Source organism: Pseudomonas sp. GNP012 (assembly GCF_054343835.1).
Window position 1 is genome coordinate 4,847,501 of sequence record NZ_JBTGUU010000001.1, and the last position, 25,071, is coordinate 4,872,571.

The 25,071-nt window shown below is 59.8% G+C and carries 25 protein-coding genes; 10 read left to right on the forward strand and 15 right to left on the reverse strand.

The genetic code is table 11. The features are described from left to right. The first annotated feature begins 116 nt into the window (after positions 1 to 116). Both ACXX83_RS21995 and ACXX83_RS22000 read left to right on the forward strand, forming a co-directional pair. A complete protein-coding gene (locus ACXX83_RS21995; protein WP_126047832.1) occupies positions 117 to 1,535 on the forward strand; it encodes a peptidoglycan DD-metalloendopeptidase family protein in 1,419 nt (472 codons plus the stop codon). A 3-nt stretch (positions 1,536 to 1,538) separates the two neighbouring features. Next, positions 1,539 to 2,630 carry an anhydro-N-acetylmuramic acid kinase gene (locus ACXX83_RS22000; protein WP_458549601.1) on the forward strand — a complete coding sequence of 364 codons (1,092 nt, stop codon included), beginning with the start codon at positions 1,539 to 1,541 and terminating at the stop codon, positions 2,628 to 2,630. Positions 2,631 to 2,698: 68 nt separating this feature from the next. Here ACXX83_RS22000 and erpA read toward each other — a convergent pair whose 3' ends face one another. Together erpA and argC are read right to left on the reverse strand one after the other, a co-directional pair. Beyond that, a complete protein-coding gene (gene erpA, locus ACXX83_RS22005; protein ID WP_007906865.1) occupies positions 2,699 to 3,049 on the reverse strand; it encodes an iron-sulfur cluster insertion protein ErpA in 351 nt (116 codons plus the stop codon). Positions 3,050 to 3,215: 166 nt separating this feature from the next. Next, on the reverse strand, positions 3,216 to 4,250 hold the full coding sequence (gene argC / locus ACXX83_RS22010) for an N-acetyl-gamma-glutamyl-phosphate reductase (protein ID WP_007980174.1): 1,035 nt from the start codon (positions 4,248 to 4,250) through the stop codon (positions 3,216 to 3,218). A gap of 135 nt (positions 4,251 to 4,385) precedes the next feature. Between argC and hemJ the strand changes: the two genes are divergently transcribed. The 6 genes from hemJ (at position 4,386) to coq7 (ending at position 9,000) form a co-directional block, all read left to right on the forward strand. After that, positions 4,386 to 4,814, forward strand: coding sequence for a protoporphyrinogen oxidase HemJ (gene hemJ / locus ACXX83_RS22015; RefSeq protein ID WP_015097042.1), 429 nt, complete (start codon positions 4,386 to 4,388; stop codon positions 4,812 to 4,814). A gap of 33 nt (positions 4,815 to 4,847) precedes the next feature. Beyond that, a complete protein-coding gene (locus tag ACXX83_RS22020; protein ID WP_458549604.1) occupies positions 4,848 to 5,816 on the forward strand; it encodes an NAD(P)H-dependent flavin oxidoreductase in 969 nt (322 codons plus the stop codon). Between the two features lie 90 nt (positions 5,817 to 5,906). Then, positions 5,907 to 6,872 carry a DUF805 domain-containing protein gene (locus ACXX83_RS22025; RefSeq protein WP_458549605.1) on the forward strand — a complete coding sequence of 322 codons (966 nt, stop codon included), beginning with the start codon at positions 5,907 to 5,909 and terminating at the stop codon, positions 6,870 to 6,872. A gap of 61 nt (positions 6,873 to 6,933) precedes the next feature. Beyond that, the gene (locus ACXX83_RS22030) at positions 6,934 to 7,722 is read left to right on the forward strand and encodes an SDR family NAD(P)-dependent oxidoreductase (RefSeq protein ID WP_217836504.1); all 789 of its coding nucleotides are present in this window, start codon (positions 6,934 to 6,936) and stop codon (positions 7,720 to 7,722) included. An 80-nt stretch (positions 7,723 to 7,802) separates the two neighbouring features. Next, positions 7,803 to 8,141, forward strand: coding sequence for a histidine triad nucleotide-binding protein (locus tag ACXX83_RS22035; RefSeq protein WP_007980184.1), 339 nt, complete (start codon positions 7,803 to 7,805; stop codon positions 8,139 to 8,141). Positions 8,142 to 8,352: 211 nt separating this feature from the next. Continuing rightward, positions 8,353 to 9,000 (forward strand): 2-polyprenyl-3-methyl-6-methoxy-1,4-benzoquinone monooxygenase, encoded by a 648-nt coding sequence (coq7, locus tag ACXX83_RS22040; protein WP_007980187.1) that lies wholly within the window; start codon positions 8,353 to 8,355, stop codon positions 8,998 to 9,000. 117 nt (positions 9,001 to 9,117) lie between these two features. On the opposite strand, the gene speD is transcribed toward coq7, so the two are convergent. Together speD and ACXX83_RS22050 are read right to left on the reverse strand one after the other, a co-directional pair. Beyond that, the gene (speD, locus tag ACXX83_RS22045; RefSeq protein WP_007980189.1) at positions 9,118 to 9,909 is read right to left on the reverse strand and encodes an adenosylmethionine decarboxylase; all 792 of its coding nucleotides are present in this window, start codon (positions 9,907 to 9,909) and stop codon (positions 9,118 to 9,120) included. A 239-nt stretch (positions 9,910 to 10,148) separates the two neighbouring features. Beyond that, on the reverse strand, positions 10,149 to 10,571 hold the full coding sequence (locus ACXX83_RS22050) for an OsmC family protein (protein WP_015097046.1): 423 nt from the start codon (positions 10,569 to 10,571) through the stop codon (positions 10,149 to 10,151). 224 nt (positions 10,572 to 10,795) lie between these two features. Between ACXX83_RS22050 and crp the strand changes: the two genes are divergently transcribed. After that, positions 10,796 to 11,440, forward strand: coding sequence for a cAMP-activated global transcriptional regulator CRP (gene crp / locus ACXX83_RS22055; protein WP_217836505.1), 645 nt, complete (start codon positions 10,796 to 10,798; stop codon positions 11,438 to 11,440). Positions 11,441 to 11,450: 10 nt separating this feature from the next. Here the strand turns inward: crp and ACXX83_RS22060 are convergent, their stop codons facing one another. The 4 genes from ACXX83_RS22060 to ACXX83_RS22075 form a co-directional block, all read right to left on the reverse strand. Next, positions 11,451 to 12,152 (reverse strand): lipoate--protein ligase family protein, encoded by a 702-nt coding sequence (locus ACXX83_RS22060; RefSeq protein ID WP_217836506.1) that lies wholly within the window; start codon positions 12,150 to 12,152, stop codon positions 11,451 to 11,453. Positions 12,153 to 12,251: 99 nt separating this feature from the next. Continuing rightward, on the reverse strand, positions 12,252 to 13,088 hold the full coding sequence (trpC, locus tag ACXX83_RS22065) for an indole-3-glycerol phosphate synthase TrpC (RefSeq protein ID WP_095964069.1): 837 nt from the start codon (positions 13,086 to 13,088) through the stop codon (positions 12,252 to 12,254). After that, positions 13,085 to 14,134 carry an anthranilate phosphoribosyltransferase gene (gene trpD, locus ACXX83_RS22070; protein WP_217836508.1) on the reverse strand — a complete coding sequence of 350 codons (1,050 nt, stop codon included), beginning with the start codon at positions 14,132 to 14,134 and terminating at the stop codon, positions 13,085 to 13,087. The genes trpC and trpD overlap by 4 nt, the downstream gene beginning before the upstream one ends. Before the next feature lie 9 nt (positions 14,135 to 14,143). Further along, complete coding sequence (locus ACXX83_RS22075) at positions 14,144 to 14,737, reverse strand: aminodeoxychorismate/anthranilate synthase component II (protein ID WP_007980194.1); 594 nt, start codon at positions 14,735 to 14,737, stop codon at positions 14,144 to 14,146. Positions 14,738 to 15,145: 408 nt separating this feature from the next. Here ACXX83_RS22075 and estP point away from each other — a divergent pair, with 408 nt between their 5' ends. Next, positions 15,146 to 17,056 (forward strand): esterase EstP, encoded by a 1,911-nt coding sequence (gene estP, locus ACXX83_RS22080; RefSeq protein ID WP_458549608.1) that lies wholly within the window; start codon positions 15,146 to 15,148, stop codon positions 17,054 to 17,056. A gap of 169 nt (positions 17,057 to 17,225) precedes the next feature. On the opposite strand, the gene trpE is transcribed toward estP, so the two are convergent. The 7 genes from trpE to ACXX83_RS22115 form a co-directional block, all read right to left on the reverse strand. Continuing rightward, positions 17,226 to 18,707, reverse strand: coding sequence for an anthranilate synthase component I (gene trpE, locus ACXX83_RS22085; RefSeq protein WP_095964072.1), 1,482 nt, complete (start codon positions 18,705 to 18,707; stop codon positions 17,226 to 17,228). A 69-nt stretch (positions 18,708 to 18,776) separates the two neighbouring features. Next, the gene (locus ACXX83_RS22090; protein ID WP_458549610.1) at positions 18,777 to 19,595 is read right to left on the reverse strand and encodes a phosphoglycolate phosphatase; all 819 of its coding nucleotides are present in this window, start codon (positions 19,593 to 19,595) and stop codon (positions 18,777 to 18,779) included. Beyond that, the gene (gene rpe, locus ACXX83_RS22095) at positions 19,592 to 20,266 is read right to left on the reverse strand and encodes a ribulose-phosphate 3-epimerase (RefSeq protein ID WP_007980198.1); all 675 of its coding nucleotides are present in this window, start codon (positions 20,264 to 20,266) and stop codon (positions 19,592 to 19,594) included. The genes ACXX83_RS22090 and rpe overlap by 4 nt, the downstream gene beginning before the upstream one ends. A 115-nt stretch (positions 20,267 to 20,381) precedes the next feature. Next, positions 20,382 to 21,530 carry an iron-containing alcohol dehydrogenase gene (locus tag ACXX83_RS22100; protein WP_126047856.1) on the reverse strand — a complete coding sequence of 383 codons (1,149 nt, stop codon included), beginning with the start codon at positions 21,528 to 21,530 and terminating at the stop codon, positions 20,382 to 20,384. Positions 21,531 to 21,743: 213 nt separating this feature from the next. Further along, positions 21,744 to 22,568, reverse strand: coding sequence for an ABC transporter permease (locus ACXX83_RS22105; protein ID WP_007980200.1), 825 nt, complete (start codon positions 22,566 to 22,568; stop codon positions 21,744 to 21,746). 12 nt (positions 22,569 to 22,580) lie between these two features. Next, the gene (locus ACXX83_RS22110; RefSeq protein ID WP_095964075.1) at positions 22,581 to 23,828 is read right to left on the reverse strand and encodes an ABC transporter permease; all 1,248 of its coding nucleotides are present in this window, start codon (positions 23,826 to 23,828) and stop codon (positions 22,581 to 22,583) included. A 183-nt stretch (positions 23,829 to 24,011) separates the two neighbouring features. Next, on the reverse strand, positions 24,012 to 25,055 hold the full coding sequence (locus ACXX83_RS22115; RefSeq protein ID WP_007980202.1) for an ABC transporter substrate-binding protein: 1,044 nt from the start codon (positions 25,053 to 25,055) through the stop codon (positions 24,012 to 24,014). Positions 25,056 to 25,071 lie beyond the last annotated feature (16 nt).

Here is a 25,071-nt window from a genome sequence, read left to right on the forward strand (position 1 = left end):
GCAGGGCACCTACGGACTTGCTTCAGAGATGATTTGGTTATATTTTATACAGTTATTTCATCTTCATCATGTCATTCATCTTTTCCAATTCATCTTTTTCAAAGTCAAAACCACTTATGACCAAAGAATCGTCTAAAGCGCCGCCGCTTTACCCGAAGACCCACCTGCTCGCCGCAAGTGGAATCGCCGCCCTTCTCAGCCTGGCGCTCCTGGTATTCCCTTCCAGCGATGTTGAAGCCAAAAAAACGACCCTGAGTCTTGAACTGGAAAGTCCTGCTGAACAACTGACACAAGATCAAGACGCTGCTGACGTCGTTCAAGCCACAAATGAACCTGTAACCCCCCCCTTCGCGCAGATCGACAACAGCGCCGAGGACACCCAGGAAACCGCTCAAGCCGAACCAGCGCCGGTCGTTGAAGAAAAGAAGCCGGCAAGCCACAGGGAAGTGATCGTCGCCAAGGGCGATACCCTCTCCACGCTGTTCGAGAAAGTCGGGCTTCCAGCCACATCGGTGCATGAAATACTGGCCAGCGACAAGCAGGCCAAGCAGTTCAGCCAGCTCAAGCGCGGCCAAAAACTTGAATTCGAACTGAGCCCTGACGGCCAGTTGACCAACTTGCACAGCAAGCTCAACGACGTCGAAAGCATCAGCCTGACCAGGAACGACAAGGGCTACACGTTCAATCGCATCACTGCGAAACCGACCGTGCGCTCCGCTTATGTTCATGGCGTGATCAACAGCTCGCTGTCGCAGTCCGCGGCCCGAGCGGGCCTGTCCCACAGCCTGACCATGGACATGGCCAGCGTGTTCGGCTACGACGTGGACTTCGCCCAGGACATTCGCCAGGGCGACGAATTCGACGTGATCTACGAGCAAAAAGTGGTCAACGGCAAGGCCGTCGGCAATGGCCCGATCCTGTCAGCGCGCTTTACCAACCGCGGTAAGACCTACACCGCCGTTCGCTACACCAACAAACAAGGCAACAGCAGCTACTACACCGCTGACGGCAACAGCATGCGCAAGGCGTTCATCCGCACACCGGTGGACTTCGCCCGCATCAGCTCGAAATTTTCCATGGGCCGCAAGCACCCGATCCTGAACAAGATCCGCGCCCACAAAGGCGTCGACTACGCAGCACCGCGCGGCACGCCGATCAAGGCAGCCGGTGATGGCAAGGTCTTGCTGGCCGGTCGCCGTGGTGGCTACGGCAATACCGTGGTCCTCCAGCACGGCAATACCTACACCACGCTCTACGGCCACATGCAAGGCTTCGCCAAAGGCGTGAAGACTGGCGGCACGGTGAAGCAGGGCCAGGTGATTGGCTATATCGGTACCACTGGCCTCTCCACTGGCCCGCACCTGCACTACGAGTTCCAGGTCAATGGTGTGCACGTCGACCCGTTGGGCCAGAAACTGCCAATGGCCGATCCGATTGCCAAGGCCGAACGCGCACGTTTCCTCGCCCAAAGCCAGCCCCTGATGGCGCGCATGGATCAGGAAAAAGCCACTATGCTGGCTTCGAGCAAGCGTTAAGTCATGGCGCTCTATATAGGTGTGATGTCCGGGACCAGCCTTGATGGCCTGGATATCGCGCTGATCGAGCAAGCCCCGGCGATCAGGTTGATCGCCTCACACTACATTCCGATGCCCGACTCCCTGCGCGCCGAGCTGCTCGGCTTATGCGCCAGCGGCCCGGACGAAATTGCCCGCTCCGCCATCGCCCAGCAGAACTGGGTGAAACTGGCAGCGCAAGGGATTCACACCCTCCTCGCTCAACAGCAACTGAAGCCTGACGACATTCGTGCCATTGGCAGCCATGGCCAGACCATCCGCCATGAACCGGCACGCGGCTTCACCGTGCAGATCGGCAACCCGGCATTGCTGACGGAGCTGACCGGCATCACCGTGGTCAGCGACTTCCGCAGCCGCGACGTCGCTGCCGGGGGACAAGGTGCACCGCTGGTTCCCGCCTTTCACGAAGCCTTGTTTGAAGAACGGGGCGGGAATCGTGCAGTACTGAACGTAGGCGGCTTCAGCAATCTCAGCCTTATCGAGCCCGGCAAGCCGGTAGCCGGTTTCGACTGCGGCCCGGGCAATGTGCTGCTGGACGCCTGGATTCACCAGCAACGCGGCGACCACTTTGACCGTGACGGCCAATGGGCTGCCAGCGGCAACATTCAACCGGTGCTGTTGAATGCGCTGCTGAGTGACCCATTCTTTGTGACCAAAGGCCCGAAGAGTACCGGGCGGGAAGTGTTCAACCTGCCATGGCTGACGCAGCATCTGGCGCAACTGCCAGCCTTCTGCGCCGAAGATGTTCAGGCGACGCTGCTTGAACTGACCGCACTGACCATCATCGAATCACTGCAAAGCGCCCAGACAGACACGCAGGAACTGCTGGTCTGCGGCGGCGGCGCCCACAACACAGCCTTGATGAACCGCCTGGCCAGCCTGTTGCCAAACGCCAGTGTCAGCAGCACCGCGACTTACGGTGTAGACCCCGACTGGGTCGAAGCCATGGCCTTCGCGTGGCTGGCTCATTGCTGCCTCGAAGGCATCGCGGCCAACCGTCCGAGCGTTACCGGTGCCCGCGGGTTGCGCGTACTCGGCGCCATTTACCCCGCATAAATCCTCCACACAGCAAAACGCCGCAAGACCCTGAGGCCGTGCGGCGTTCTGTGGAACAGGTGCGCTGATCAGATCGAGAACGAAGAACCGCAGCCACAGGTGGTGGTCGCATTCGGGTTCTTGATGACGAAGCGCGAACCTTCCAGACCTTCCTGGTAGTCCACCTCGGCACCGGCCAGGTACTGGAAGCTCATCGGATCGACCACCAGGCTCACACCTTCGCGTTCGACGATAGTGTCGTCATCGGCCACTTCCTCATCGAAAGTGAAACCGTACTGAAAACCTGAACAACCGCCGCCCGTAACGAATACGCGCAGCTTCAAGCGATCATTCCCCTCTTCATCGACCAGGCTCTTCACCTTGTGCGCGGCACCGTGGGTGAATTGCAAAGCCGTGGGGGTGAAGGATTCGACGCTCATGCTGACTATCTCCCGGCGTTACGCCGTCATATTGCGTGATGACGCGCATTATCCGCTTCTCCTAGAAAAGCGGTCAACTATTGTTATGGTATATCAACCAATCCGATCGCCGGCCCGAAATGCAAAAAGGCCCGTCAGACGGGCCTTTTGCTGTACGCGATAAACCTTACGGCAGCATGCCGGCGTGGGAGAGACCCAGACGCTCATCCAGCCCGAACAGAATGTTCATGTTCTGCACGGCCTGCCCCGACGCCCCTTTGACCAGGTTGTCGATCACCGACAGCACCACCACAAGATCACCGTCCTGAGGGCGATGCACGGCAATACGGCAGACGTTGGCGCCCCGCACGCTACGCGTCTCCGGATGGCTGCCGGCCGGCATGACATCGACGAACGGTTCGTTGGCATAACGCTTTTCAAACAACGCCTGCAGATCCACCGAGCGATCAACAACAGTGGCGTAGAGCGTCGAGTGAATGCCGCGAATCATGGGTGTCAGGTGCGGAACGAAAGTCAGCCCGACGTCCTTGCCCGCTGCACGACGCAACCCCTGGCGGATTTCCGGCAGATGACGGTGACCTTTGACGGCATAGGCCTTCATGCTTTCCGACGTCTCGGAGTACAGAGAACCTACGGAAGCACCACGACCGGCACCGCTGACGCCGGATTTGCAGTCAGCAATCAGATGCGCAGCATCGGCCAGGCCGGCTTCGAGCAATGGCAGGAAACCTAATTGCGTTGCAGTTGGGTAGCAGCCCGGCACGGCAATCAGGCGCGCTTTCTTGATCTGCTCGCGATTGACTTCCGGCAAACCGTAGACCGCCTCGTCCAGCAGTTCCGGTGCACCGTGCGGCTGGCCGTACCACTTGGCCCATTCATCGGCGTCTTGCAGACGGAAGTCGGCCGACAGGTCGATGACCTTGGTCCCGGCCGCCAGCAGTTCGCCCGCCAGGGCATGGGCAACACCGTGCGGCGTGGCGAAGAACACCACATCGCAGGCACCCAGGGTCTTGATGTCCGGAACGCTGAATGCCAGGCCGTCGTAATGGCCTCGCAGGTTCGGGTACATGTCGGCTACGGCCAGGCCAGCCTCGGATCGGGAAGTGATGACTACCACCTCAGCTTGCGGATGTTGCGCCAACAGACGCAGCAGTTCGACACCGGTGTAACCCGTGCCGCCGACGATACCGACCTTGACCATAAACCTGCCCTCAACGAACCCACTGGAAAGCCGTCGATAATAGGGGCCGCGCGCCTCTGCGACAACCGTCAAGGTGACGTGCGGACGCTCAAGCCTCTACTATTCCCACTACCGTGAATTGGGGAATAACCAAAAATGCTCTATCTGTGGCTCAAAGCGTTTCATATCGTCAGCGTCGTGTGCTGGTTTGCCGGCCTGTTCTACCTGCCAAGACTGTTCGTTTATCACGCTCAAAGTGAAGACACGATCAGCAAGGAACGCTTCAGCGTAATGGAGCGCAAGCTGTACCGAGGCATCATGGGCCCGGCGATGATCGCCACGCTGATATTCGGTGGCTGGCTGATCTACCTCAATCCAGGCATCTTCAGCCAGGGTGGCTGGATACACGCCAAACTGACCCTGGTGGTGATCCTGATCGGCTATCACCACATGTGCGGCGCCCAGGTAAAACGTTTTGCCCGTGGCGAAAACACCCGCAGCCATGTCTTTTATCGCTGGTTCAATGAGGTTCCGGTTCTGATATTGCTGGCAGTCGTAATTCTGGTCGTCGTTCGGCCGTTCTAAATCCAATAGACACCACTCACCGGGGTACTTCCAATGTCGCTGCCCGCTCTGCTCGAACAACGTTTGCGTCTGCCCGTGGTGGCTGCGCCGATGTTCCTGATTTCCAATCCGCAATTGGTACTCGCCTGCTGTCGTCAGGGCGTGGTTGGCAGCTTCCCGGCGCTGAACCAGCGCGAAAGCGGCGGTTTCAAGGCCTGGCTGGAAGAGATCGAAGCCGGACTGGCGACAATGGAAAACCCCGCGCCTTATGCCGTGAACCTGATCGTGCATAACAGCAATCCACGCTTACAGGCGGACCTGGAAATCTGTGTAGAGCACAAAGTGCCGATCGTGATCACCAGCCTCGGCGCCGTGAAAGAACTGGTCGATGCGGTGCACAGCTACGGTGGCCTGGTGTTCCATGATGTGACGACACGTCGTCATGCCGAGAAAGCGGCCGAAGCCGGCGTGGATGGATTGATCGCCGTGGCTGCCGGGGCCGGTGGACACGCCGGGACCTGGAGCCCGTTCTCGCTGATTGCCGAAATCCGCCAGTTCTTCGACAAGACCCTGTTGCTGGCCGGCTGCCTGAACCACGGGCATGAAATTCTTGCCGCGCAATTACTCGGCGCGGATCTGGCCTACTTTGGCACTCGGTTTATCGGCACGACCGAAAGTCACGCGCCCGAGGCCTACAAAGAAATGCTGCTGACATCCAAAGCTGCAGACATCATCCATACTCCAGCCGTGTCAGGTGTCCCCGCAAGTTTCATGCGCCAGAGCCTGGAAGCCGCCGGTTTCGACATGGCCGCGTTGCAGGGCAAGGGCGAGATCAACTTCGGTTCCAAGCTCAAACCCGTGAGCGATGAGGCCAAAGCCTGGAAAACCGTTTGGTCTGCTGGCCAGGGCGTCGGAGAAATCGAGGACTTGCCGAGTGTCGAGCAGTTGATTGCACGTCTCGACGCCGAGTACCGCCAAGCCCTGGAGCATGCGGCCCAGCTGCCAAAACGCTGGCCGCGCTGACAGCAAATCTTGGCCAGCCCCTCCCGGCTGGCCTTACACTCACCCGGACACAACCTTCTTTCAACCTCTCGCGACAAGGATGCTTCGCACATGGGCGAAAATCGTTTCAAGATCGTATTCGAAGGTGCCTTGCTGCCCGGTGTAGATATCACCACGGCAAAGCTCAATCTCGCCGATTTGTTCAAAAGCGATGTCACAGCCATCGAGCGCTTGTTCGCCGGGCGCCCGGTAGCGCTCAAACGCAACCTGACGCAGGCCGATGCCCAGACCTATCTCCAGGCGCTGAGCAAGACCGGTATCGACGCGCGCATCGAAGCCGAAACACCGATCGAGTTGAATCTTGCCGACGTGCATGACCATACCCCGGCCAACAGCCAGGCGGCCTTGGCGGAACCGCAGTCTCCTTACGCTGCGCCTCGCGCGCCCGTCGGCGAAGCGGTGGCGGAATTCGCCACGCTCCAGCCATTCAGCTTCGATGGCCGTATCGGTCGCTTGCGTTTTCTTGCCTGGACGCTGGTGCTGACACTGGTGCTCTCGGCTGTTTGCGGGGTGTTTGCATTGGTCGCCCTGGCCCTCATCGGTGCGGATTCAACCGCCGGCCTGATCCTGGGTGGCTTGCTGGCCCTGATCCTGTTTGTCGGATTTGCCTTCGTCAGCATCCAGATCACCGTTCAACGTTTGCACGATGTCGGCTGGTCCGGCTGGCTGTGGCTGCTGAACCTGGTGCCGTTTGTGGGCAGTTTCTTTCCGTTCGTGATCATGGTCGTACCGGGCAATGAACTGGCCAACCGCTACGGTCCACCGCCTCCGCCGAACAGTACCGCGGTCAAAGTATTGTCTTCGCTGTGGCTGGTCGTAATCGCACTGATCCTGGTCGGCTCCCTGGCCGGTGGTCTCTCGGCGATACAGGAAGAATACGAAAACGCCGCCCAGAGCAGCTACGACAGCAGTTCGGTCACCACCGATGAAATCGACGTCGAGGTCGAACCGGTGCCAATTTCCGCCGACGATGCAGCCGAAGAGGCCCAGCCCCCTGTAGACTCTGCGAAAGAATGAACAGCGCTCCTGGCCCGTGACACCTGCGTCGCGGCGCGGAGCTGTTGCGATGGAGAACTGCATGACCCGTTACGCTCTGATCACTGGCGCCTCCAGCGGCATCGGCCTGGCAATGGCCGAAGCGTTGGCCCGGCGCGGCCGCAGCCTGATTCTGGTGGCCCGACAACGTGATCAGCTGGAAAGCATTGCGATTGAATTGACCCAAAGGTTCGGCGTGGATGTGCTGTTCCGTGCCTGTGACCTGGGCGAACCGTTGCGCCTGTCCGGGTTCCTGCTGGAGCTGGAGGAAGGCGACCGGCAAATCGATCTGTTGGTCAATTGCGCCGGCATCGGTACATGCGGCCCGTTTCTGGCCCAGGACTGGATGACCGAGCAAGACCTGATCGAAGTGAACATCCTCGCCCTCACCCGCCTGTGCCATGCCATCGGCAACAGCATGGCCCTGCAAGGCGGTGGGCAGATTCTGAATGTGGCCTCGGTTGCAGCGTTTCAGCCGGGACCATGGATGAGCACCTATTACGCCAGCAAGGCGTATGTGCTGCACTTTTCCGAGGGATTGCGCGTCGAGCTGAAAAAGTGCGCGATCAAGGTTTCGGTGCTCTGCCCCGGGCCGACCCGCACAGCGTTCTTCCGTACCGCGCAACTCGACAACGACAAACTGACCAACAGCAAACTATTGATGAGTCCCGAGGAAGTGGCGCTCTACACCGTGCGCGCCCTGGAAAAGAATCAAGCGATCATTATTCCGGGGCGGCGCAACCGCTGGCTCGCTTTCCTGCCGAGGCTCGGCTCACGCTGGCTGACTCGCACAATCGCCGGCATGGTCAACAAGGCTTACTGCCCGCGCTGATCCAACTCAAGGTAAAAGGCTGGGCGCTGGCATACGCCATGAGTACACTCAGGCCAGCACAAACAACGGAGAAAACAGCTGTGGATACTCTGTTCACCAAGATCATCAACCGGGAAATCCCGGCGAAGATCATTTACGAGGACGACCAGGTACTGGCCTTCCACGACATTTCCCCACAGGCACCGGTACATTTCCTGGTGATCCCGAAGAAGCCGGTTCGCACCCTGAACGATCTGACGGAGGACGACAAGGCACTGGCCGGACACATTCTGTTCACCGCCCAGCGCCTGGCCCTGGAGCTGGGCTGCGAAAAAGGCTTCCGCGTCGTCATGAACTGCAATGAAGAAGGCGGGCAAACCGTCTACCACATTCATATGCACGTGCTTGGCCAGCGCCAGATGCACTGGCCGCCGGGCTGATTGCTGCCCCCCCTTGTGGGAGCGGGCTTGCTCGCGAAGAGGGCCTCACTTTCAACATCTTTGTTGACTGACACTCCGACTTCGCGAGCAAGCCCGCTCCCACAAAAGGCATCACAACACTGTCACAGCCTCTGCATCACAATGACCCAGCGCAAACCATCCCCGGCCGATTGGGTTAAACTGGCCGCCGAAATTCTCCCCGGAGGTCAGCATGACTACCCAACGTCACTACTCGCCCATTGACCGCCTTCTGCTGCAAGCCGATGCCGCGATGCGCACCCTGCTGCCCTTCAGTGGCCAGCCGTACCGTCCGTCGCCGGCCATCGTGCAGCCCGATGCAAAAATGAGCGACGAAGACACGCGCCACGTTGCCGGCCTGATGCGCATCAACCATACCGGCGAAGTCTGCGCCCAGGCGTTGTATCAGGGGCAGGCGCTGACCGCCAGACTGCCGCAGGTGCGTGCCGCCATGGAGCACGCCGCCGAAGAAGAAATCGATCATCTGGTCTGGTGCGAACAACGCATCCATCAACTGGGCAGCCACACCAGCATCCTCAATCCGCTGTTTTATGGCATGTCGTTCGGAATTGGCGCCGTGGCTGGCCTGATCAGCGACAAAGTCAGCCTGGGGTTCGTGGCGGCCACGGAAGACCAGGTGTGCAAGCACCTGAACGAACACCTGGAGCAATTGCCGGCCGAGGATGAGAAATCCCGGGCGATTCTTGAGCAGATGCGTATCGATGAAGAACAGCATGCCGAAAGCGCGCTGGAGGCTGGTGGGTTCCGCTTTCCGGCGCCGGTGAAGTTCGGGATGAGCCTGATGGCCAAGGTGATGACCAAGAGTACTTATCGGATCTGATATCCCGGTCGCCTGTGAGGGCCTCTTCGCGGGCAAGCCCGCTCCCACAGGGGCCGCGTTTCGGCAATAAAAAAGGCGACTGCCATGAGGTAGTCGCCTTTTTTGTGTTCGAGAATCTTACGCCATGTTGCGCGCGTAGAAGATTTCGAGCATTTCGTGTTTCACCCGCTCGGTCACCTGGGCACGTTGCTCAGAGGACAGGTTGCTGGTGGCGTCACCGAACAGGTAGTTATCCAGTTCGAAGTTCTTCAGCAGCATTTTGGTGTGGAACAGGTTTTCCTGGTACACGTTCACGTCGGTCATCTGGTACGCGTCGCGAGTGTCATCGGAGAGGTAGTTCTGGATCGAGTTGATCTCGTGGTCGATGAAGTGCTTTTTGCCTTCAACGTCACGGGTGAAGCCGCGCACACGGTAGTCCACGGTCACGATGTCCGAATCGAACTGGTGAATCAGGAAGTTGAGCGCTTTAAGCGGTGAAATGACCCCGCAAGTCGACACGTCGATGTCCACACGGAAGGTTGCAATACCGCTGACCGGATGGATTTCCGGGTAGGTGTGCACCGTGATGTGGCTCTTGTCGAGGTGGGCCAGAATGATTTCGGGCAGCGGGCCCGGAGACTCTTCGATCTGACTGTCGGTCGGGGTTACCGGCTCTTCGGAGATCAGGATCGTGACGCTGGCGCCCTGCGGCTCATAGTCCTGACTGGCAATGTTCAGGATGTTGGCACCAATGATATCGACAACTTCCGTGAGGATCTGCGTCAGGCGTTTCGCGTTGTACTCTTTATTGATGTACTCGACGTAAGCCTGCTGGTCTTGCGGGGTTTCCGCGTAGCAGATGTCATAGATGTTGAAGCTCAAGGTCTTTGTCAGGTTATTGAACCCGTGGAGCTTGAGTTTGCTTTTCACCGTTAAAAACTCTCTATGTGTTTGCGGCCCGGCCGCGTGATCAAGCATGCCCGTCAGATGCGAACAACGCACCTGCGTAGGACGGTTAACACCTCTTCGCGATGGCGATTTTGGTTGTCTGTTCGGGTGCGAGGCCTGTCGGCTGACGGGCCACTACCCTGAAAAAAGTGGCGCATTATGCAGACGTCAGCTTGTGTTCGCCAGAGTCTGCACTGCTTTTATGATAGTTGAATGTCGATTCAACCGAGCTCGATGATCTCGTAGTCGTGGGTAATCTCGACACCGGCCGCGCCGAGCATGATCGAGGCCGAGCAATACTTCTCGGCAGACAGCTCGATGGCACGCTTGACCTGGGCCTCTTTCAGCCCGCGGCCCTTGACCACGAAGTGCATGTGGATCCTGGTGAAAACCTTTGGATCTTCGGTCGCGCGCTCGGCTTCGAGGAAGGCTTCGCAGCTCTCGACGGCCTGGCGGGACTTCTTGAGGATGCTGACCACGTCGAAATTGCTGCAACCGCCGACACCCAGCAGCAGCATTTCCATCGGCCGGACACCCAGGTTACGTCCGCCAGCATCGGGCGGACCGTCCATGACCACGACATGACCGCTACCGGATTCGCCGAGGAACATGGCTTCGCCAGCCCATTGGATGCGTGCCTTCATCGCCAAGACTCCACTGTATAAAAAAGGGTCGCCAGCTTAGCACAGCCCCCGAGATTGACAGCGCCCGCCATCCTAGGACATATCCCACAGCCTTGTAGGTAAATGCTCGAATATTTCAGGAAGTGTCTGGTAAGCTGACGCCAATTCAATGGCGCATGGCCAACCTCACTCCAGCGTTCGCTATTTATAAAAACCACACCGTGCAGTCTTTTCGGGATACAACCATGGTTGCTATTGCCCCCAACCCCAAGATCAAGAACCTCGACAAGCTGTTGATGCATTGCCAGCGCCGCCGCTATCAGGCCAAGAGCAACATCATTTGTGCTGGTGACCGCTCGGAAACGCTGTTCTTCATCATCAAGGGATCAGTCACCATCCTGATCGAGGATGACGACGGGCGGGAAATGATCATTTCCTACCTGAATGCCGGGGACTTTTTCGGTGAGTTGGGCCTGTTTGAGCAAGCTGGCCTGGAGCAGGAGCGCAGTGCCTGGGTGCGGGCCAAGGTCGAATGCGAAGTTGCGGAAATCAGCTACGCAAAATTCCGCGAACTGTCCCAGCAGGATCCGGACATTCTTTACGTCCTCAGCGGACAAATCGCACAGCGCCTGCGCAATACCACGCGCAAGGTCGGTGACCTGGCATTTTTTGACGTGACCGGCCGCGTTGCCCGCTGCCTGCTGGAGCTGTGCAAGCAGCCAGACGCCATGACCCACCCCGATGGCATGCAAATCAAGGTGACCCGTCAGGAAATCGGGCGGATTGTCGGTTGTTCCCGGGAGATGGTCGGTCGCGTGCTCAAGGATCTGGAAGATCGCAACCTGGTGGACGTCAAAGGCAAGACCATGGTGGTCTTCGGTACGCGTTAAGTTCGAAAACCTAGCCGCTGAACATCTGTGCCAGCATCAACCGGTAGAGTTCGTCGAGGCGCGCCAGTGCATCGGGTGCTGTGAACTTCTCATGCAATGCGATGTGGCTTTCGGCGCGTACTCGTTGCTCCAGACCACAGGACTCGTTGAAGCGATTGACCGCGGCGACCATTGACGCCCGATCGTTATCCATCAACATCGCACCGTGCACCAGGCCCACCGGACGCTGCCCCCCCTGGCTCTGGCGCCAGCGCTGGGCGGTGCCAACCATTTTGCGCCCGTCGAGGTTGACGTTGAAGCGGCCATCGCAGAACGCACCGTCGATTTCGCCAAGGGACGACGAGCCACCCAATTCATCCAGCAACTGGCAGATGGGGTCGCACAGACGCCGGTAACCGGTTTCGATGCGGTTCAAATCGCCTTCGCTGCGTGGTGGCGCGTAAACCAGGGCGATATTGATCGTGGTGGCCGATTGTGGAACCGGTTCGCCGCCGGTATCGCGCAGCAGCACCGGCCAACCTGCCGCCGCTGACACTTCACAGGCTGCTTCGAAGCCTGGCAAGCGATTCAAGCGGCGCGGCATGACCAACGCCCGATCGCTCGGTTGCCAGAACAGCAGGCCGAACTCCGCGTCGCCGGCGCAAACCGAGGCCAACAGATTTTGTTCGGCTTGCAGGCCGGCTTCGATGGTCAGGGAGGTTGGCAGCGACATGGAAGGCTCCGACAGACCTGAGGTCTCTAGGGGATTTGCGGGCCTCTTCGCGGGCAAGCCCGCTCCCACAGTGGAAGCGGTTTACCTGTGAAGATGTGTTTAGTCGAGGGTCGAGCCGCTGACAGGCACGCCACGCTCCGGGAAGAACAGTCGTTGCAACTCGGTACCCGGGCTTTCGGCGCGCATGAACGCTTCGCCGACCAGGAACGCGTAGACATCGCTGATTTCCATCAGTTCGACATCGGCGCGGTTGAGAATGCCGCTCTCGGTGATGACCAGACGATCGCGCGGAATACGCGGCAACAGGTCGAGAGTGGTTTCCAGGCTGACGTCGAAGGTGTGCAGGTTGCGGTTGTTCACGCCAACCAGAGGAGTGTCGAGGGTTTTCAAGGCCCGCTCCAGCTCATCGCCGTCGTGGACTTCCACCAGCACATCAAGGTTGACGCTTTTGGCCACGGCTGCCAGTTCGGCCATTTTCACGTCATCCAGCGCGGACACGATCAACAGCACGCAATCGGCACCCAGGGCACGGGCTTCGACGATCTGGTAGGGGTCGATCATGAAGTCCTTGCGGATCACCGGCAGTTGGCACGCTGCGCGGGCCTGCTGCAGGTACGCATCGGCGCCCTGGAAGTAGTCGATATCGGTGAGTACCGACAGGCAGGTCGCACCGCCCTTCTCGTAGCTGCGGGCTATGTCGGCGGGCACGAAGTTCTCGCGGATCACGCCTTTGCTCGGCGAGGCTTTCTTGATTTCGGCAATGACTGCCGGTTGCTTCTGCTTGGCCTGAGCCAGCAATGCCTTGGCAAAACCACGAGGTGCATCGGCCGTCCTGGCCAGGCTTTCCAGCTCGGCGAGGCTGACGCGAGCGCTGCGCTCGGCCACTTCCTCAACTTTGCGCGCCAGAATCTTTTCCAGAACCGTCGGTACACTCATCCTTCATTCTCCACTTTGAATACCGCGGTAAATGCACCCAATTCCTCTAGCTTTTCTCGAGCGAGGCCGGTGTGCAGCGCATCGTGCGCAAGTGCAACTCCCTCTTTCAAACTGCTGGCATGGTCGGCTGCATACAGGGCGGCACCGGCATTGAGCACGATCATTTCGGCAGCTTTCTGACCGTTCTCGGTCTTGCGCTTGCCCAGGGCATCGCGAATCAACTCCAGAGACGCTGCCGGGCTTTCCACGGCCAGACCGTGCAGGCTCTGACTCTTCATGCCCAGGTCTTCCGGTTCGACCCAATACTCGGTGATCTGGTCATCCTTGAGCTCTGCGACAAACGTCGGAGCGGCCAGGCTGAATTCGTCCAGGCCATCCTTCGAATGCACCACCAGCACATGCTTGCTGCCCAGACGCTGCAACACTTCCGCCAGCGGTCGGCACAAGGCCTGGGTGAATACGCCTACCACCTGATGCTTCACACCGGCCGGATTCGTAAGCGGGCCGAGCATGTTGAACAAAGTGCGCAAGCCCAGTTCACGACGCGGGCTGGCGGCGTATTTCATCGCAGAGTGATGAGTCTGGGCAAACATGAAACCAATACCAACGTTGTCAATGCAGCGAGCCACTTGCACCGGCGTCAGGTTCAGGTAGATGCCGGCCGCCTCCAGCAGATCGGCACTGCCGCTCTTGCCCGAGACTGCACGGTTGCCATGCTTGGCCACGGTGCAGCCAGCAGCGGAAACCACGAAAGCGGAAGCAGTCGACACGTTGAAGATATTGGCGCCGTCGCCGCCGGTGCCCACCACATCGACTACACCGTCGAGGGTCTTGAGTTCGACCTTGTTCGCCAGTTCGCGCATCACCGACACCGCGCCGACGATTTCGTCGATGCTTTCGCTCTTCATGCGCATGGCCATCATGAACGCACCAATCTGTGCGTCCGTGCATTGCCCGGTCATGATTTCGCGCATCACATCGCGCATTTCATCGGTGCTGAGGTCGAGGTGATCGACGATACGGCCCAGGGCTGTCTTGATGTTCATGATAAGTCCTTAGCGCGTGCCGCCGGTTTGTTTGAGGAAGTTGGCGAACAGTTCGTGGCCCTGCTCGGTGAGGATCGACTCAGGGTGGAACTGCACGCCCTCGATGTTCAGGGTCTTGTGACGCAGGCCCATGATCTCGTCCACCGAGCCGTCTTCAAGCTGGGTCCAGGCCGTCAGCTCCAGGCAATCGGGCAGGGTTTCGCGCTTGACGATCAATGAATGATAGCGGGTCACCGTCAGCGGACGGTTCAGGCCTGCGAATACACCCTTGTCCTCGTGAAATACCGGGCTAGTCTTACCGTGCATCACTTGGCGGGCGCGCACTACATCGCCGCCAAAGGCCTGGCCGATGGATTGGTGACCCAGGCAGACGCCAAGAATCGGCAGTTTGCCGGCGAAATGCTTGATCGCTTCAATCGAGATGCCGGCTTCGGTCGGGGTGCAAGGACCGGGGGACACAACGATGCGCTCAGGATTGAGGGCTTCGATTTCAGCGATGGTCAGTTCATCGTTGCGCACGACTTTGACCTGGGAGCCGAGCTCGCCCAGGTACTGCACAACGTTGTAGGTAAAGGAGTCGTAGTTATCGATCATCAGCAACATGACGTTAAGAACCTCTTGAATTCACTGACTTTAAAGATGGCCTTCGAATGATTGACCCGCAGAGCGCTGCGCTTTGTCAGGTGCTGGAGGAGCGCCAGCAAAGCGGCATTTCAAACAGGTAAAGAAGGCGAAGCGGTACAGGTCCGGCGAGGCCGGCAAAAGAATTCAGGCGCGCCAACGCCAGCGGGCGTGTGCCTTGATGACTTGATCCAGGAGTTTGCTGATGATCAACACGGGGAAGGTCTCGTTCGTACGTCCCGGCACAGTAACTTAGCTGGGCAGAGCGTGCAATATCGCCGGGGGTACTGCCCGCGAAACTATTAAAGGCTTCGCGACAGATGGCAAAAGGCCGAAAGCTTTTGGTACTGTCGTTTCGTTCACTACAACAATAAATAAACGGACTTGCTCATGATCAAACAGTCGTTGTTTGTACCGCTCGCAGGATGCTTGCTCGCGATGGCATGCGCCCAGGCGAACGCCGCACCCAATCCTTATACAAATTTCGTGGTCTTCGGGGACAGCCTCAACGACGCCGGGACCTTTGCCGACACCGGCGGGCCTGCCGGGGCGACGCAGCGTTTTACCAACCGGACGGGGCCGGTGTATCTGGATGGCAGCGGCGAAATCCGCTCGCTCAACTCCACGCAGATACTGGGTGGGAAACTGGGGTTCTCGGCGGACCAGACTGCGTCATCATCTTCGGCGGTGCGTGCCAGCAATGGCCAGCCCGATGGCAACAACTGGGCCGTCGGCGGTTACCGCACGGATCAGATCCTGGATTCGATCACCAGCGTTTCCGCCACCGGCGAACGCACCCGCGCCGGATACCTGCCGTCGAACAACTTCCGTGCCGACCCGAACGCACTGTATTACCTGTCGGGTGGTGGTAACGACTTCCTGCAAGGTCGTGTCACCAGCTTGCCTCAGGCCAGTGCCGCCGCCGACCGACTGGCCGACAGCGTGCAGACGCTGCAAACCGCCGGCGCCAAATACGTCATGGTCTGGTTGCTGCCCGATATCGGCTTTACCCCGGCGTTCAACGGCACCCCGCTGCAGGCGTTCACGTCCCAACTCAGCGCCCAGTTCAATAGTGAACTGGTGAGCCGACTGCAGAACATCAATGCCGAAGTCATCCCGCTCAACATTCCGGTACTGCTCAAAGAGACGTTCGCCAACCCGGCGCAGTTTGGCCTGGCCACCGACCAGAACCTCATCACTACCTGCTTCAGCGGCAACGGTTGTACCGAGAATGCCCGTTACGGAATCAACAGCGCCACGCCGGACCCGACCAAGCTGATCTATAACGACTCAGTGCACCCCACAGAAGCCGGACAGCGCCTGATTGCCGACTACGCGTATTCCCTGTTGGCAGCACCCTGGGAGCTGACATTACTGCCGGAAATGGCCCAAGGCACCGTGCGCGCGCATCAGGATGAATTGCGCAACCAGTGGCTGGCCGATTGGCAAAACTGGCAGGGCGTGGGCCAATGGCGAGCCATTGTTTCTGGCGGCGGACAGCATCAAGACTTTGACAGTCAGGACAGCGCGGTCAGTGCCGACGGCAACGGAGCCAACCTGAACATCGGGGGCAGCTACCGCATCGATGATGCCTGGCGCGTCGGCCTGGCAGCTGGTTTCTATAACCAGAAACTCGAAGCCGGCAGCAACGACTCCGACTACAAGCTCAACTCTTACCTGGGCACGGCATTCGCCCAATACCAGCAAAACCGTGTCTGGGCGGACGTGGCGTTGACAGCCGGACATCTGGATTACGACAGCCTCAAGCGCAAGTTCCAGTTGGGTGCCAACGAACGCAGTGAAAAAGGCGATACCAGCGGCTACATCGAAGCCTTCAGCGCTCGCCTGGGTTACGACATTGCACAACATGCCAGCAGCCCTTGGCACGTGTCGCCGTTTATCAGCGCTGATTTCTCCAAGGCGAAAGTCGACGGCTACTCGGAGGACGGCAACGATTCCACGGCGCTGACCTTTGCCGATCAGGAAGTGATTTCCCGACGCCTGGGAGCTGGCCTGCAGGGCAAATACCAGATCACCCCGCAAACCCAGGTGTTCGGCGAGGCGGCAATCGAACGTGAGTACAACGACGATACCCAGGACGTGGGCATCAACCTCAACAGTCTGCCGAACAACCAGTTCACGCTGGAAGGCTACACCCCGCAAAGCCACTTGCAGCGCGTGAACCTGGGGGTGAGCCATAACCTCACCCGCGACCTGGCATTGCGCGCCAGCTACAACATTCGCAGGGACGACGACTTCACCCAACAGGGCATCAACGTAGGTGTTGCGCTGGACTTCTGATGGACAGGCAATAAAAAACGCGGCGCCCTCACAGGCGCCGCGTTTTTTTATGGTGGTGTAATCCCTGTAGGAGCGAGCTTGCTCGCGATTGCGGTGGGTCAGACAACATCAATGTGGTAGTGATGGCCCCATCGCGAGCAAGCTCGCTCCCACAGGGCTTTGCGTGAAATCAGGTGTTCGGGGTTTGCTCGGCCAGTGCCACGGCGCGGAACATTGCGCGGCGCTTGTTCAGGGTTTCTTCCCATTCCAATGCCGGCACCGAGTCGGCGACGATGCCGCCACCGGCCTGCACGTGCAGCTCGCCGTTCTTGATCACCGCCGTGCGGATCGCAATCGCGGTGTCCATGTTGCCGTTCCAGGCGAAGTAACCGACCGCACCGCCGTAGACACCACGCTTGACCGGCTCCAGTTCGTCGATGATTTCCATCGCGCGAATCTTCGGCGCGCCAGACAAGGTGCCCGCCGGCAGAATTGCGCGCAGTGCGTCCATTGCCGTCAGCCCGGCCTTTAGTTGCCCGGTAACGTTGGACACGATGTGCATCACGTTGGAGTAACGCTCGATGACCATTTTCTCGGTGAGCTTCACCGAGCCGATTTCCGAGACGCGACCAGTGTCGTTGCGACCGAGGTCGATCAGCATCAAGTGTTCGGCGATTTCCTTGTCGTCCGACAGCAGGTCTTTTTCCAGCGCCAGGTCAGCTTCTTCATTGGCCCCGCGTGGGCGGGTGCCGGCAATCGGGCGTACGGTAATCAGGTTATCTTCGACCCGCACCAGCACTTCCGGCGAACTGCCGACGACGTGGAAGTCACCGAAGTTGAAGAAGTACATGTAAGGCGTCGGGTTGAAGCAGCGCAGCGCGCGATACAGATCGATCGGCGCAGCCTTGAAGTCGATCGACATGCGCTGGGACGGCACGACCTGCATGCAGTCACCGGCCAGGATGTATTCCTTGATGGTATCGACCGCTTTTTCGTAATCGTCCTGGGTGAAGCTGGAGCGGAATACCGGGTCGGCCGACTGTTGCTGGCTGAAGTCCAGGCCACGGCGCGGGGTGATCGGCTGGCGCAGTTTTTCCAGCAGCTCTTCCAGGCGCGCGCGGCCTTGCTCGAAGGCGTCTTCCTGCGCCGGGTCGGCCAGGACGATGGCGTGCATCTTGCCGGCAAGGTTGTCGAACACCACGACGGCGTCGGAGACCATCAGCAGAATGTCCGGCACGCCCAGCGGATCCGGGTTCGGGCACTTGCCCAGACGCTTCTCCACGTAACGCACGCAGTCATAACCGAAGTAGCCCACCAGGCCGCCGTTGAAACGCGGCAGGCCGGCGATGGTTGGCACGTTGTAGCGGGCCTTGAAGGTTTCGACGAAGGCCAGCGGGTCTTCCACGTCGTGGCTTTCGGTCTCGACGCCGTCGACGGTCACGCTGACGTGATGGTCGTGAACCCGTAGCACGGTGCGGCACGGCAGGCCGATGATCGAGTAACGGCCCCACTTCTCGCCGCCCTGTACGGACTCCAGCAAGTAGGAATTGGGCTCGTCGGCCAGTTTCAGGTAGATCGACAGCGGCGTGTCGAAGTCGGCCAGGGTTTCGCAGGCAAGCGGAATGCGGTTGTATCCGGCAGCGGCCAAACGCAGGAATTCTTCGCGGATCATGAGGTGCCTCGTGGCTTGAGGGTCGAACAGTCAGGTATGCAAACGCGCCGGAAACCGGCCAGGATCAAGTCAGGTGCGCCAACGCCAGCGGGCCAGGGCCTTGATGACTTTCATCCAGAGTTTGCGAGTGACCACCACGATGGCGTTTCCAGAAGGGGGTTTGACTGCGTCGGCCAACGTTATCTCAGCGGCCGGATCCAGGCAACCGGGAATTAGCTTGCGCAGGTCGTCGATCACCAGCGCCGGCGATTCTTCGGCGATCGGCCGCCCATGGTTATAGCCGTAGCTCAGGGCCACACACTTGACCCCCGCCGCTTTCGCCGCCAGCACATCGCTGCGTGAATCGCCGACGAACAACGACTGCGAAGCCGGAATGTTGGCCATTTTCATTACGAAAAACAGCGCGGCCGGATCGGGTTTTTTCTGTGGCAGGGTGTCGCCGCCGATGATCCAGCGGAAATAACGGCCGATCTTCATCTGGTCCAGCAGCGGCGCGACGAAACGCTCCGGCTTGTTGGTGATCAGCGCCATCTCGACACCCTGCTTTTGCAGCCATTTGAGGGTATCGCGCACGCCGGGGTAAACCACCGTCAGCTCATGGCTCTCGCCATAGGCCTGCATGAAATACTCCAGCGCCCGTTCGGCCTCGGCGTTATCGACTGCCGAATGATCGATGCCGCCGGCCAGCGCACGACGTACCAATACCGGCGCGCCATTGCCGACCCATTCGCGCACTGCTTCCAGGCCGGCGGGTTGGCGACCGAGATTGAGCAGCATCTTGTCCACAGCCACTGCCAGGTCCGGGACCGAATCGATCAACGTGCCGTCCAGATCGAACATCACCAGCCGTGGCAATTGCCCCGGGAACAGCTGCTCAAAGCCACTCATGGGCGAGCCAGCGCCAGTTCGGAGCGCATCTTGTCGATGACTTCCTGATAGTTCGGCGCATTGAAGATGGCCGAACCGGCGACGAAGGTGTCAGCACCGGCCGCAGCGATTTCGCGAATGTTGTTGACGTTCACGCCGCCGTCGATTTCCAGGCGAATGTCACGGCCCGAGGCATCGATCAAGGCCCGCGCTTCACGCAGTTTGTCGAGGGTGCCGGGGATGAACTTCTGCCCGCCGAAGCCCGGGTTGACGCTCATCAGCAGGATCATGTCGACCTTGTCCATCACGTACTTGAGCACGTCCAGCGGGGTCGCCGGGTTGAACACCAGGCCCGACTTGCAGCCGCCTTCACGGATCAGTTGCAGGGAGCGGTCGACGTGCTGGGTGGCTTCCGGGTGGAAGGTGATGTAGGTCGCACCGGCTTCGATGAAGTCGCCGACGATGCGGTCCACCGGGCTGACCATCAGGTGCGCGTCGATCGGCGCGGTCACGCCGTACTTGCGCAGTGCCGAGCAGACCATCGGGCCAATGGTCAGGTTCGGTACGTAGTGATTGTCCATGACATCGAAGTGCACGAAGTCGGCGCCGGCGGCCAGGACGTTGTCCACTTCTTCACCCAGGCGGGCGAAGTCGGCGGAGAGAATCGACGGAGCAATTACGAAGGGCTGCATGACGCACCTTTTCTGAGCAGAATCACGATGGCGCGCATTGTATACCTCATGCTTTGACGCGCGCACCGTGAGCGCGATGATTGGACCCTGCCATCATCCATCGACGGCAGCGCCTCTAGTACGCCGCGCGATAGATCTTCTCGATATCGACGGCACTCAACTTGCGCGGGTTATTGCGCATCAGGCGCTCGATCCCCGCCGCTTCCACGGCCATGGACGCGATGGCGTCCTCGGGTACACCGAAACTGCGCAGGCCCTGGGGAATTTCCACGGCGGCACACAGCTCGGTCATGGCTTGCACGGCTTTGTCAGCCGCTTCGTTGACACTCAGATGAGCGATCTTTACGCCCATGGCCTCGGCGATATCCTGCATCCGTTCGATGCAGGCCATCTTGTTCCAGGTCATGACATAGGGCAGTAGCAGGGCATTACTCACGCCATGGGCAATGTTGAAACGTCCGCCCAGCGGATACGCCAGCGCATGCACCGCGCCGACCCCGGCATTGCCGAACGCCATGCCGGCCATCAGGCTGGCGGTGGCCATGTCTTCCCGGGCTTGCAGGTTCGACGGGTTGGCGTAGGCCTTGGGCAAGGCCTTGGCGATCAACTTGATGGCGCCGATGGCCAGGGCATCGGTAATCGGTGAGGCATTGACCGACAGATAGGATTCGATGGCATGCACCAGCGCATCGACGCCGCTGGCCGCCGTGACGCTGCGCGGACAGGTCAGGGTCATTTGCGGACTGACCAGCGCCACGTCCGGCAACAGGTAGTCGCTGACGATGCCCTTTTTCAGTTGCGCGACCTTGTCGGAAAGGATAGCGACGTTGGTCACTTCCGAACCGGTGCCGGCCGTGGTCGGAATCGCGATCAACGGCGGGCCTTTGCGCGGGACCTGATCGATACCGAACAGATCCTCCAGCGCGCCGTGGTATCCGGCATAGGCCGCCACGCTCTTGGCAATGTCGATGGCACTGCCGCCGCCCAGGCCGATCAGGCCGTCATGCCCGCCCTCGCGATACACTTGCATGCAATCTTCAACGATGGCGATTTCCGGGTCCGGCAGTACCCGGTCGAAAATCTCGTAGCTGCGCTCGCCCAACTGCGCCAGCGCCAGTTCTACCGTACCGGACTTGACCAGGGCGGCATCGGTGACGATCAGCGGATTATCAATGTCCAGGCGCGCCAGCTCGGCGGACAACTGCTCGATGGCACCTGCGCCGGTGATCAGTTTGTGAGCGATCTTGAAAGAGGAAAGACTCATGTGCGCAGCCTCTTGTAGGTAGGGGAGCTGGGCACAATAGTAGCTGGGGATTGGGGTTTGTCTGGTATTCAGGCGGTGAATGAACTAATGGTCCACTGGAACCCCTGTGGGAGCGGGCTTGCTCGCGAAGGCGGTGTGTCATTCAGCTTATACATCAGCTGACACTCCGCTTTCGCGAGCAAGCCCGCTCCCACATTTTTACCGGGTTCGGCGTCAGACCTGCGCAGTACGCAGTTTCTCGCTACGCCCACGCAGCCATTCCAGGGTCAGCAACAGGATCACCGAGAAGGCAATCAGCAGCGTCGCGGCGGCGGCGATGGTCGGGCTGAGGTTTTCGCGGATGCCGCTGAACATCTGCCGTGGCAGGGTCGCTTGTTCAGGGCCAGCGAGGAACAGCGTCACCACCACCTCATCGAACGACGTCGCGAAAGCGAACAGCGCCCCCGAGATCACGCCCGGCGCGATCAGCGGCAAAGTCACCCGGCGGAACGTGGTCAGCGGCGAAGCGCCCAGGCTCGCAGCAGCCCGCACCAGATTGTGGTTGAACCCCTGCAAGGTCGCCGACACGGTAATGATCACAAACGGCACACCCAACACCGCATGCACCACGATCAGCGAGAAGAAGCTGTTACCCAGCCCCAGCGGAGCGAAGAACAGGTAACTGGCCACACCGATGATCACCACTGGCACCACCATCGGCGAAATCACCAGCGCCATCACCAGCGCCTTGCCGGGGAAGTCGCCGCGGGTCAGGCCGATCGCCGCCAATGTACCGAAAACCATGGCCAGCACCGTGGCCGCAGGGGCGACGATGATGCTGTTCTTCAGGGCACGCATCCACTCCGCCGAGGCGAAGAAATCGTGGTACCACTGCAGCGAGAAACCTTGCAGCGGGTACACCAGGAAACTGCCGGAGTTGAACGACAGCGGAATGATCACCAGCACCGGCAGGATCAGGAACAACAGAATCAAGCCGCAGAGAATCCGCAAGCTGTAGAACCACACCCGTTCGATGGGCGACATGTAAGGACTCAGCATTTCGTTCTCCCCTTAGCTCAGGCGCAGGCGGCTCGCGCCCACCAGCCAGCTGTAAATCAGATAAAGCACGACCGTTGCGAGCAACAGCAGCCCACCGAGTGCGGTCGCCATGCCCCAGTTGATGCTGGTGTTGGTGTAGAAGGCGACGAAGTAGCTGACCATCTGATCGTTCGGGCTGCCCAGCAATGCCGGGGTGATGTAGTAGCCGATGGCGAGGATGAACACCAACAGGCAACCGGCGCCGACACCGGCATAGGTCTGCGGGAAGTACACCCGCCAGAAACTGGCGAACGGATGGCAGCCGAGGGAAATCGCGGCGCGCATGTAAGTCGGCGAGATGCCTTTCATCACGCTGTAGATCGGCAGGATCATGAACGGCAGCAGGATGTGCACCATGGAGATGTAGACACCGACGCGGTTGAACACCAGTTCGATCGGCTTGTCGATGATGCCCATGGCCATCAGGCCGCTGTTGATCAGGCCGCCCGACTGCAGCAATACGATCCACGCCGCGACCCGTACCAGGATCGAGGTCCAGAACGGCAACAGCACCAGAATCATCAGCAGGTTACTCTGGCGCGACGGCAGATTGGCCAGCAGGTAAGCCAGTGGATACGCCAGCACCAGGCAGATCACGGTGATGACCAGGCCCATCCAGAAGGTGCGGGCGAAGATGTCGAGGTAGATCGCCTGGTCCGGGGTGGCCGGGGCGATTTCGCCGAGGTCGTCGATGCGATGATCGACAGCCGCCAGCAGGTAATACGGGGTGATGCTGCTGGTGTTGCGGCGCACCGCTTGCCAGTAGGCCGGGTCGCCCCAGCGCTCATCGAGACCTTCCAGCGCTTCTTTATAAGAGGCCGGCTCGGTGGCGAGCGGCAAGGCGCGGGCGGTTTTGGTCAGCAGGCTGCGGTAGCCGGCCAGCTCCATGTTCAGGCGCTTGGACAGATCGCCCAGGGTCTGGTTCTTGCGGGCCTCGGCGAGGTCTTCGGCCGCCGCTTTGTAAACCGGTTCAGCGGGCAGGCCGCGACCGTCCCAGCTGGCGATGGCGGTCACGGTACGCGGCATGCCGCCGACCACTTCCGGGTTGCCAACGCTTTTGTAGAGCAGCGCCACGATCGGCACCAGGAACACCAGCAACAGAAACAGCACCAGCGGCGCGATCAACGCCTGGGCCTTCCAGCGGTTAACCCGCTCGGCGTGCTTGAGCCGCTGCTTCAAGGTGGGGCTGGTGCCCTCGTTCAGGGGAACGGCGATAGCCATGACGTACTCCGGGAATCTTTGATCGTACAGAGGCGGAGAACCACCTCGATCGTTTAAAACACTCTGTTCAAATGTGGGAGCGGGCTTGCTCGCGAAAGCGAAGTGTCAGTCGACAACGATGTTGAATGTACTGACGTCTTCGCGAGCAAGCTCGCTCCTACAGCGTAAGCCCGCGGTGCGGTCTTACTTGGCAGCCCAGGCGTTGAAGCGCTGTTCCAGTTGCTCGCCGTTGTCAGCCCAGAAGCTGACGTCGATCTGCACCTGGTTGGCGATGTTTTCCGGGGTGGTCGGCATGTCCTTCAGGACATCCTTGGCCAGCAACGGCACGGCTTGGGTGTTGGCCGGGCCGTAGGCGATGTTTTCCGAGTAGGTCTTCTGCTGCTGTGGCATCACCGAGAAGGCGATGAACTTCTTCGCTGCTTCAGCACGCTTGGCATCCAGACCTTTTGGAATGGCCCATGCGTCGAAGTCGTAGATGCCACCGTTCCACACGACTTTCAGGTTGCTTTCTTTCTGCACGGCAGCGATACGACCGTTGTAGGCCGAACTCATGACCACGTCACCGGAAGCAAGGTATTGCGGCGGTTGTGCACCGGCTTCCCACCACTGGATGTTCGGCTTGAGTTCATCGAGCTTCTTGAACGCGCGGTCTTGACCGTCTTTGCCGGCCAGCACTTTGTAGACGTCTTTCGGCGCAACGCCGTCGGCCATCAGAGCGAATTCCAGGGTGTACTTGGCGCCTTTACGCAGGCCACGCTTGCCCGGGAACTGCTTGGTGTCCCAGAAATCCACCCAACTGGTCGGTGCGGATTTCAGCTTGTCGGCGTTGTAGGCCAGCACGGTCGACCACACGAAGAAACCCACGCCGCACGGCTGGATGGCGCCCTTGACGTAGTCTTCGGTCTTGCCGAACAACTTCGGATCAAGCTGTTCGAACATGTCTTCGTCGCAACCACGGGACAGTTCCGGCGACTCAACCTCTACCAGATCCCAGGACACGCTCTTGGTGTCGACCATGGCCTTGACCTTGGCCATTTCGCCGTTGTACTCGCCGGCCACGATCTTGCCGTTGCCTGCCGCTTCCCACGGTGCGTAGAAGGCTTTGACCTGAGCCGCCTTGTTCGCCCCGCCAAAGGACACCACGGTCAGGTCAGGGCCGGCCGCCATTGCGTGTGCCGCGCCCATCATGCCCAGTGCCAAAGCGGTGAATTTCAGGGATCTCAACATTTATTGTTCTCTCCAC

What these genes read in the sequence shown, in the direction of transcription:
- ACXX83_RS21995 (WP_126047832.1), top strand. Translation starts at nt 117, where the DNA reads ATGACCAAAGAATCGTCTAAAGCGCCGCCGCTTTACCCGAAGACCCAC.
- ACXX83_RS22000 (WP_458549601.1), top strand. Translation starts at nt 1,539, where the DNA reads ATGGCGCTCTATATAGGTGTGATGTCCGGGACCAGCCTTGATGGCCTG.
- erpA (WP_007906865.1), bottom strand. Translation starts at nt 3,049, where the DNA reads ATGAGCGTCGAATCCTTCACCCCCACGGCTTTGCAATTCACCCACGGT.
- argC (WP_007980174.1), bottom strand. Translation starts at nt 4,250, where the DNA reads ATGGTCAAGGTCGGTATCGTCGGCGGCACGGGTTACACCGGTGTCGAA.
- hemJ (WP_015097042.1), top strand. Translation starts at nt 4,386, where the DNA reads ATGCTCTATCTGTGGCTCAAAGCGTTTCATATCGTCAGCGTCGTGTGC.
- ACXX83_RS22020 (WP_458549604.1), top strand. Translation starts at nt 4,848, where the DNA reads ATGTCGCTGCCCGCTCTGCTCGAACAACGTTTGCGTCTGCCCGTGGTG.
- ACXX83_RS22025 (WP_458549605.1), top strand. Translation starts at nt 5,907, where the DNA reads ATGGGCGAAAATCGTTTCAAGATCGTATTCGAAGGTGCCTTGCTGCCC.
- ACXX83_RS22030 (WP_217836504.1), top strand. Translation starts at nt 6,934, where the DNA reads ATGACCCGTTACGCTCTGATCACTGGCGCCTCCAGCGGCATCGGCCTG.
- coq7 (WP_007980187.1), top strand. Translation starts at nt 8,353, where the DNA reads ATGACTACCCAACGTCACTACTCGCCCATTGACCGCCTTCTGCTGCAA.
- ACXX83_RS22050 (WP_015097046.1), bottom strand. Translation starts at nt 10,571, where the DNA reads ATGAAGGCACGCATCCAATGGGCTGGCGAAGCCATGTTCCTCGGCGAA.
- crp (WP_217836505.1), top strand. Translation starts at nt 10,796, where the DNA reads ATGGTTGCTATTGCCCCCAACCCCAAGATCAAGAACCTCGACAAGCTG.
- ACXX83_RS22060 (WP_217836506.1), bottom strand. Translation starts at nt 12,152, where the DNA reads ATGTCGCTGCCAACCTCCCTGACCATCGAAGCCGGCCTGCAAGCCGAA.
- trpC (WP_095964069.1), bottom strand. Translation starts at nt 13,088, where the DNA reads ATGAGTGTACCGACGGTTCTGGAAAAGATTCTGGCGCGCAAAGTTGAG.
- trpD (WP_217836508.1), bottom strand. Translation starts at nt 14,134, where the DNA reads ATGAACATCAAGACAGCCCTGGGCCGTATCGTCGATCACCTCGACCTC.
- ACXX83_RS22075 (WP_007980194.1), bottom strand. Translation starts at nt 14,737, where the DNA reads ATGTTGCTGATGATCGATAACTACGACTCCTTTACCTACAACGTTGTG.
- estP (WP_458549608.1), top strand. Translation starts at nt 15,146, where the DNA reads ATGATCAAACAGTCGTTGTTTGTACCGCTCGCAGGATGCTTGCTCGCG.
- trpE (WP_095964072.1), bottom strand. Translation starts at nt 18,707, where the DNA reads ATGATCCGCGAAGAATTCCTGCGTTTGGCCGCTGCCGGATACAACCGC.
- ACXX83_RS22090 (WP_458549610.1), bottom strand. Translation starts at nt 19,595, where the DNA reads ATGAGTGGCTTTGAGCAGCTGTTCCCGGGGCAATTGCCACGGCTGGTG.
- rpe (WP_007980198.1), bottom strand. Translation starts at nt 20,266, where the DNA reads ATGCAGCCCTTCGTAATTGCTCCGTCGATTCTCTCCGCCGACTTCGCC.
- ACXX83_RS22100 (WP_126047856.1), bottom strand. Translation starts at nt 21,530, where the DNA reads ATGAGTCTTTCCTCTTTCAAGATCGCTCACAAACTGATCACCGGCGCA.
- ACXX83_RS22105 (WP_007980200.1), bottom strand. Translation starts at nt 22,568, where the DNA reads ATGCTGAGTCCTTACATGTCGCCCATCGAACGGGTGTGGTTCTACAGC.
- ACXX83_RS22110 (WP_095964075.1), bottom strand. Translation starts at nt 23,828, where the DNA reads ATGGCTATCGCCGTTCCCCTGAACGAGGGCACCAGCCCCACCTTGAAG.
- ACXX83_RS22115 (WP_007980202.1), bottom strand. Translation starts at nt 25,055, where the DNA reads ATGTTGAGATCCCTGAAATTCACCGCTTTGGCACTGGGCATGATGGGC.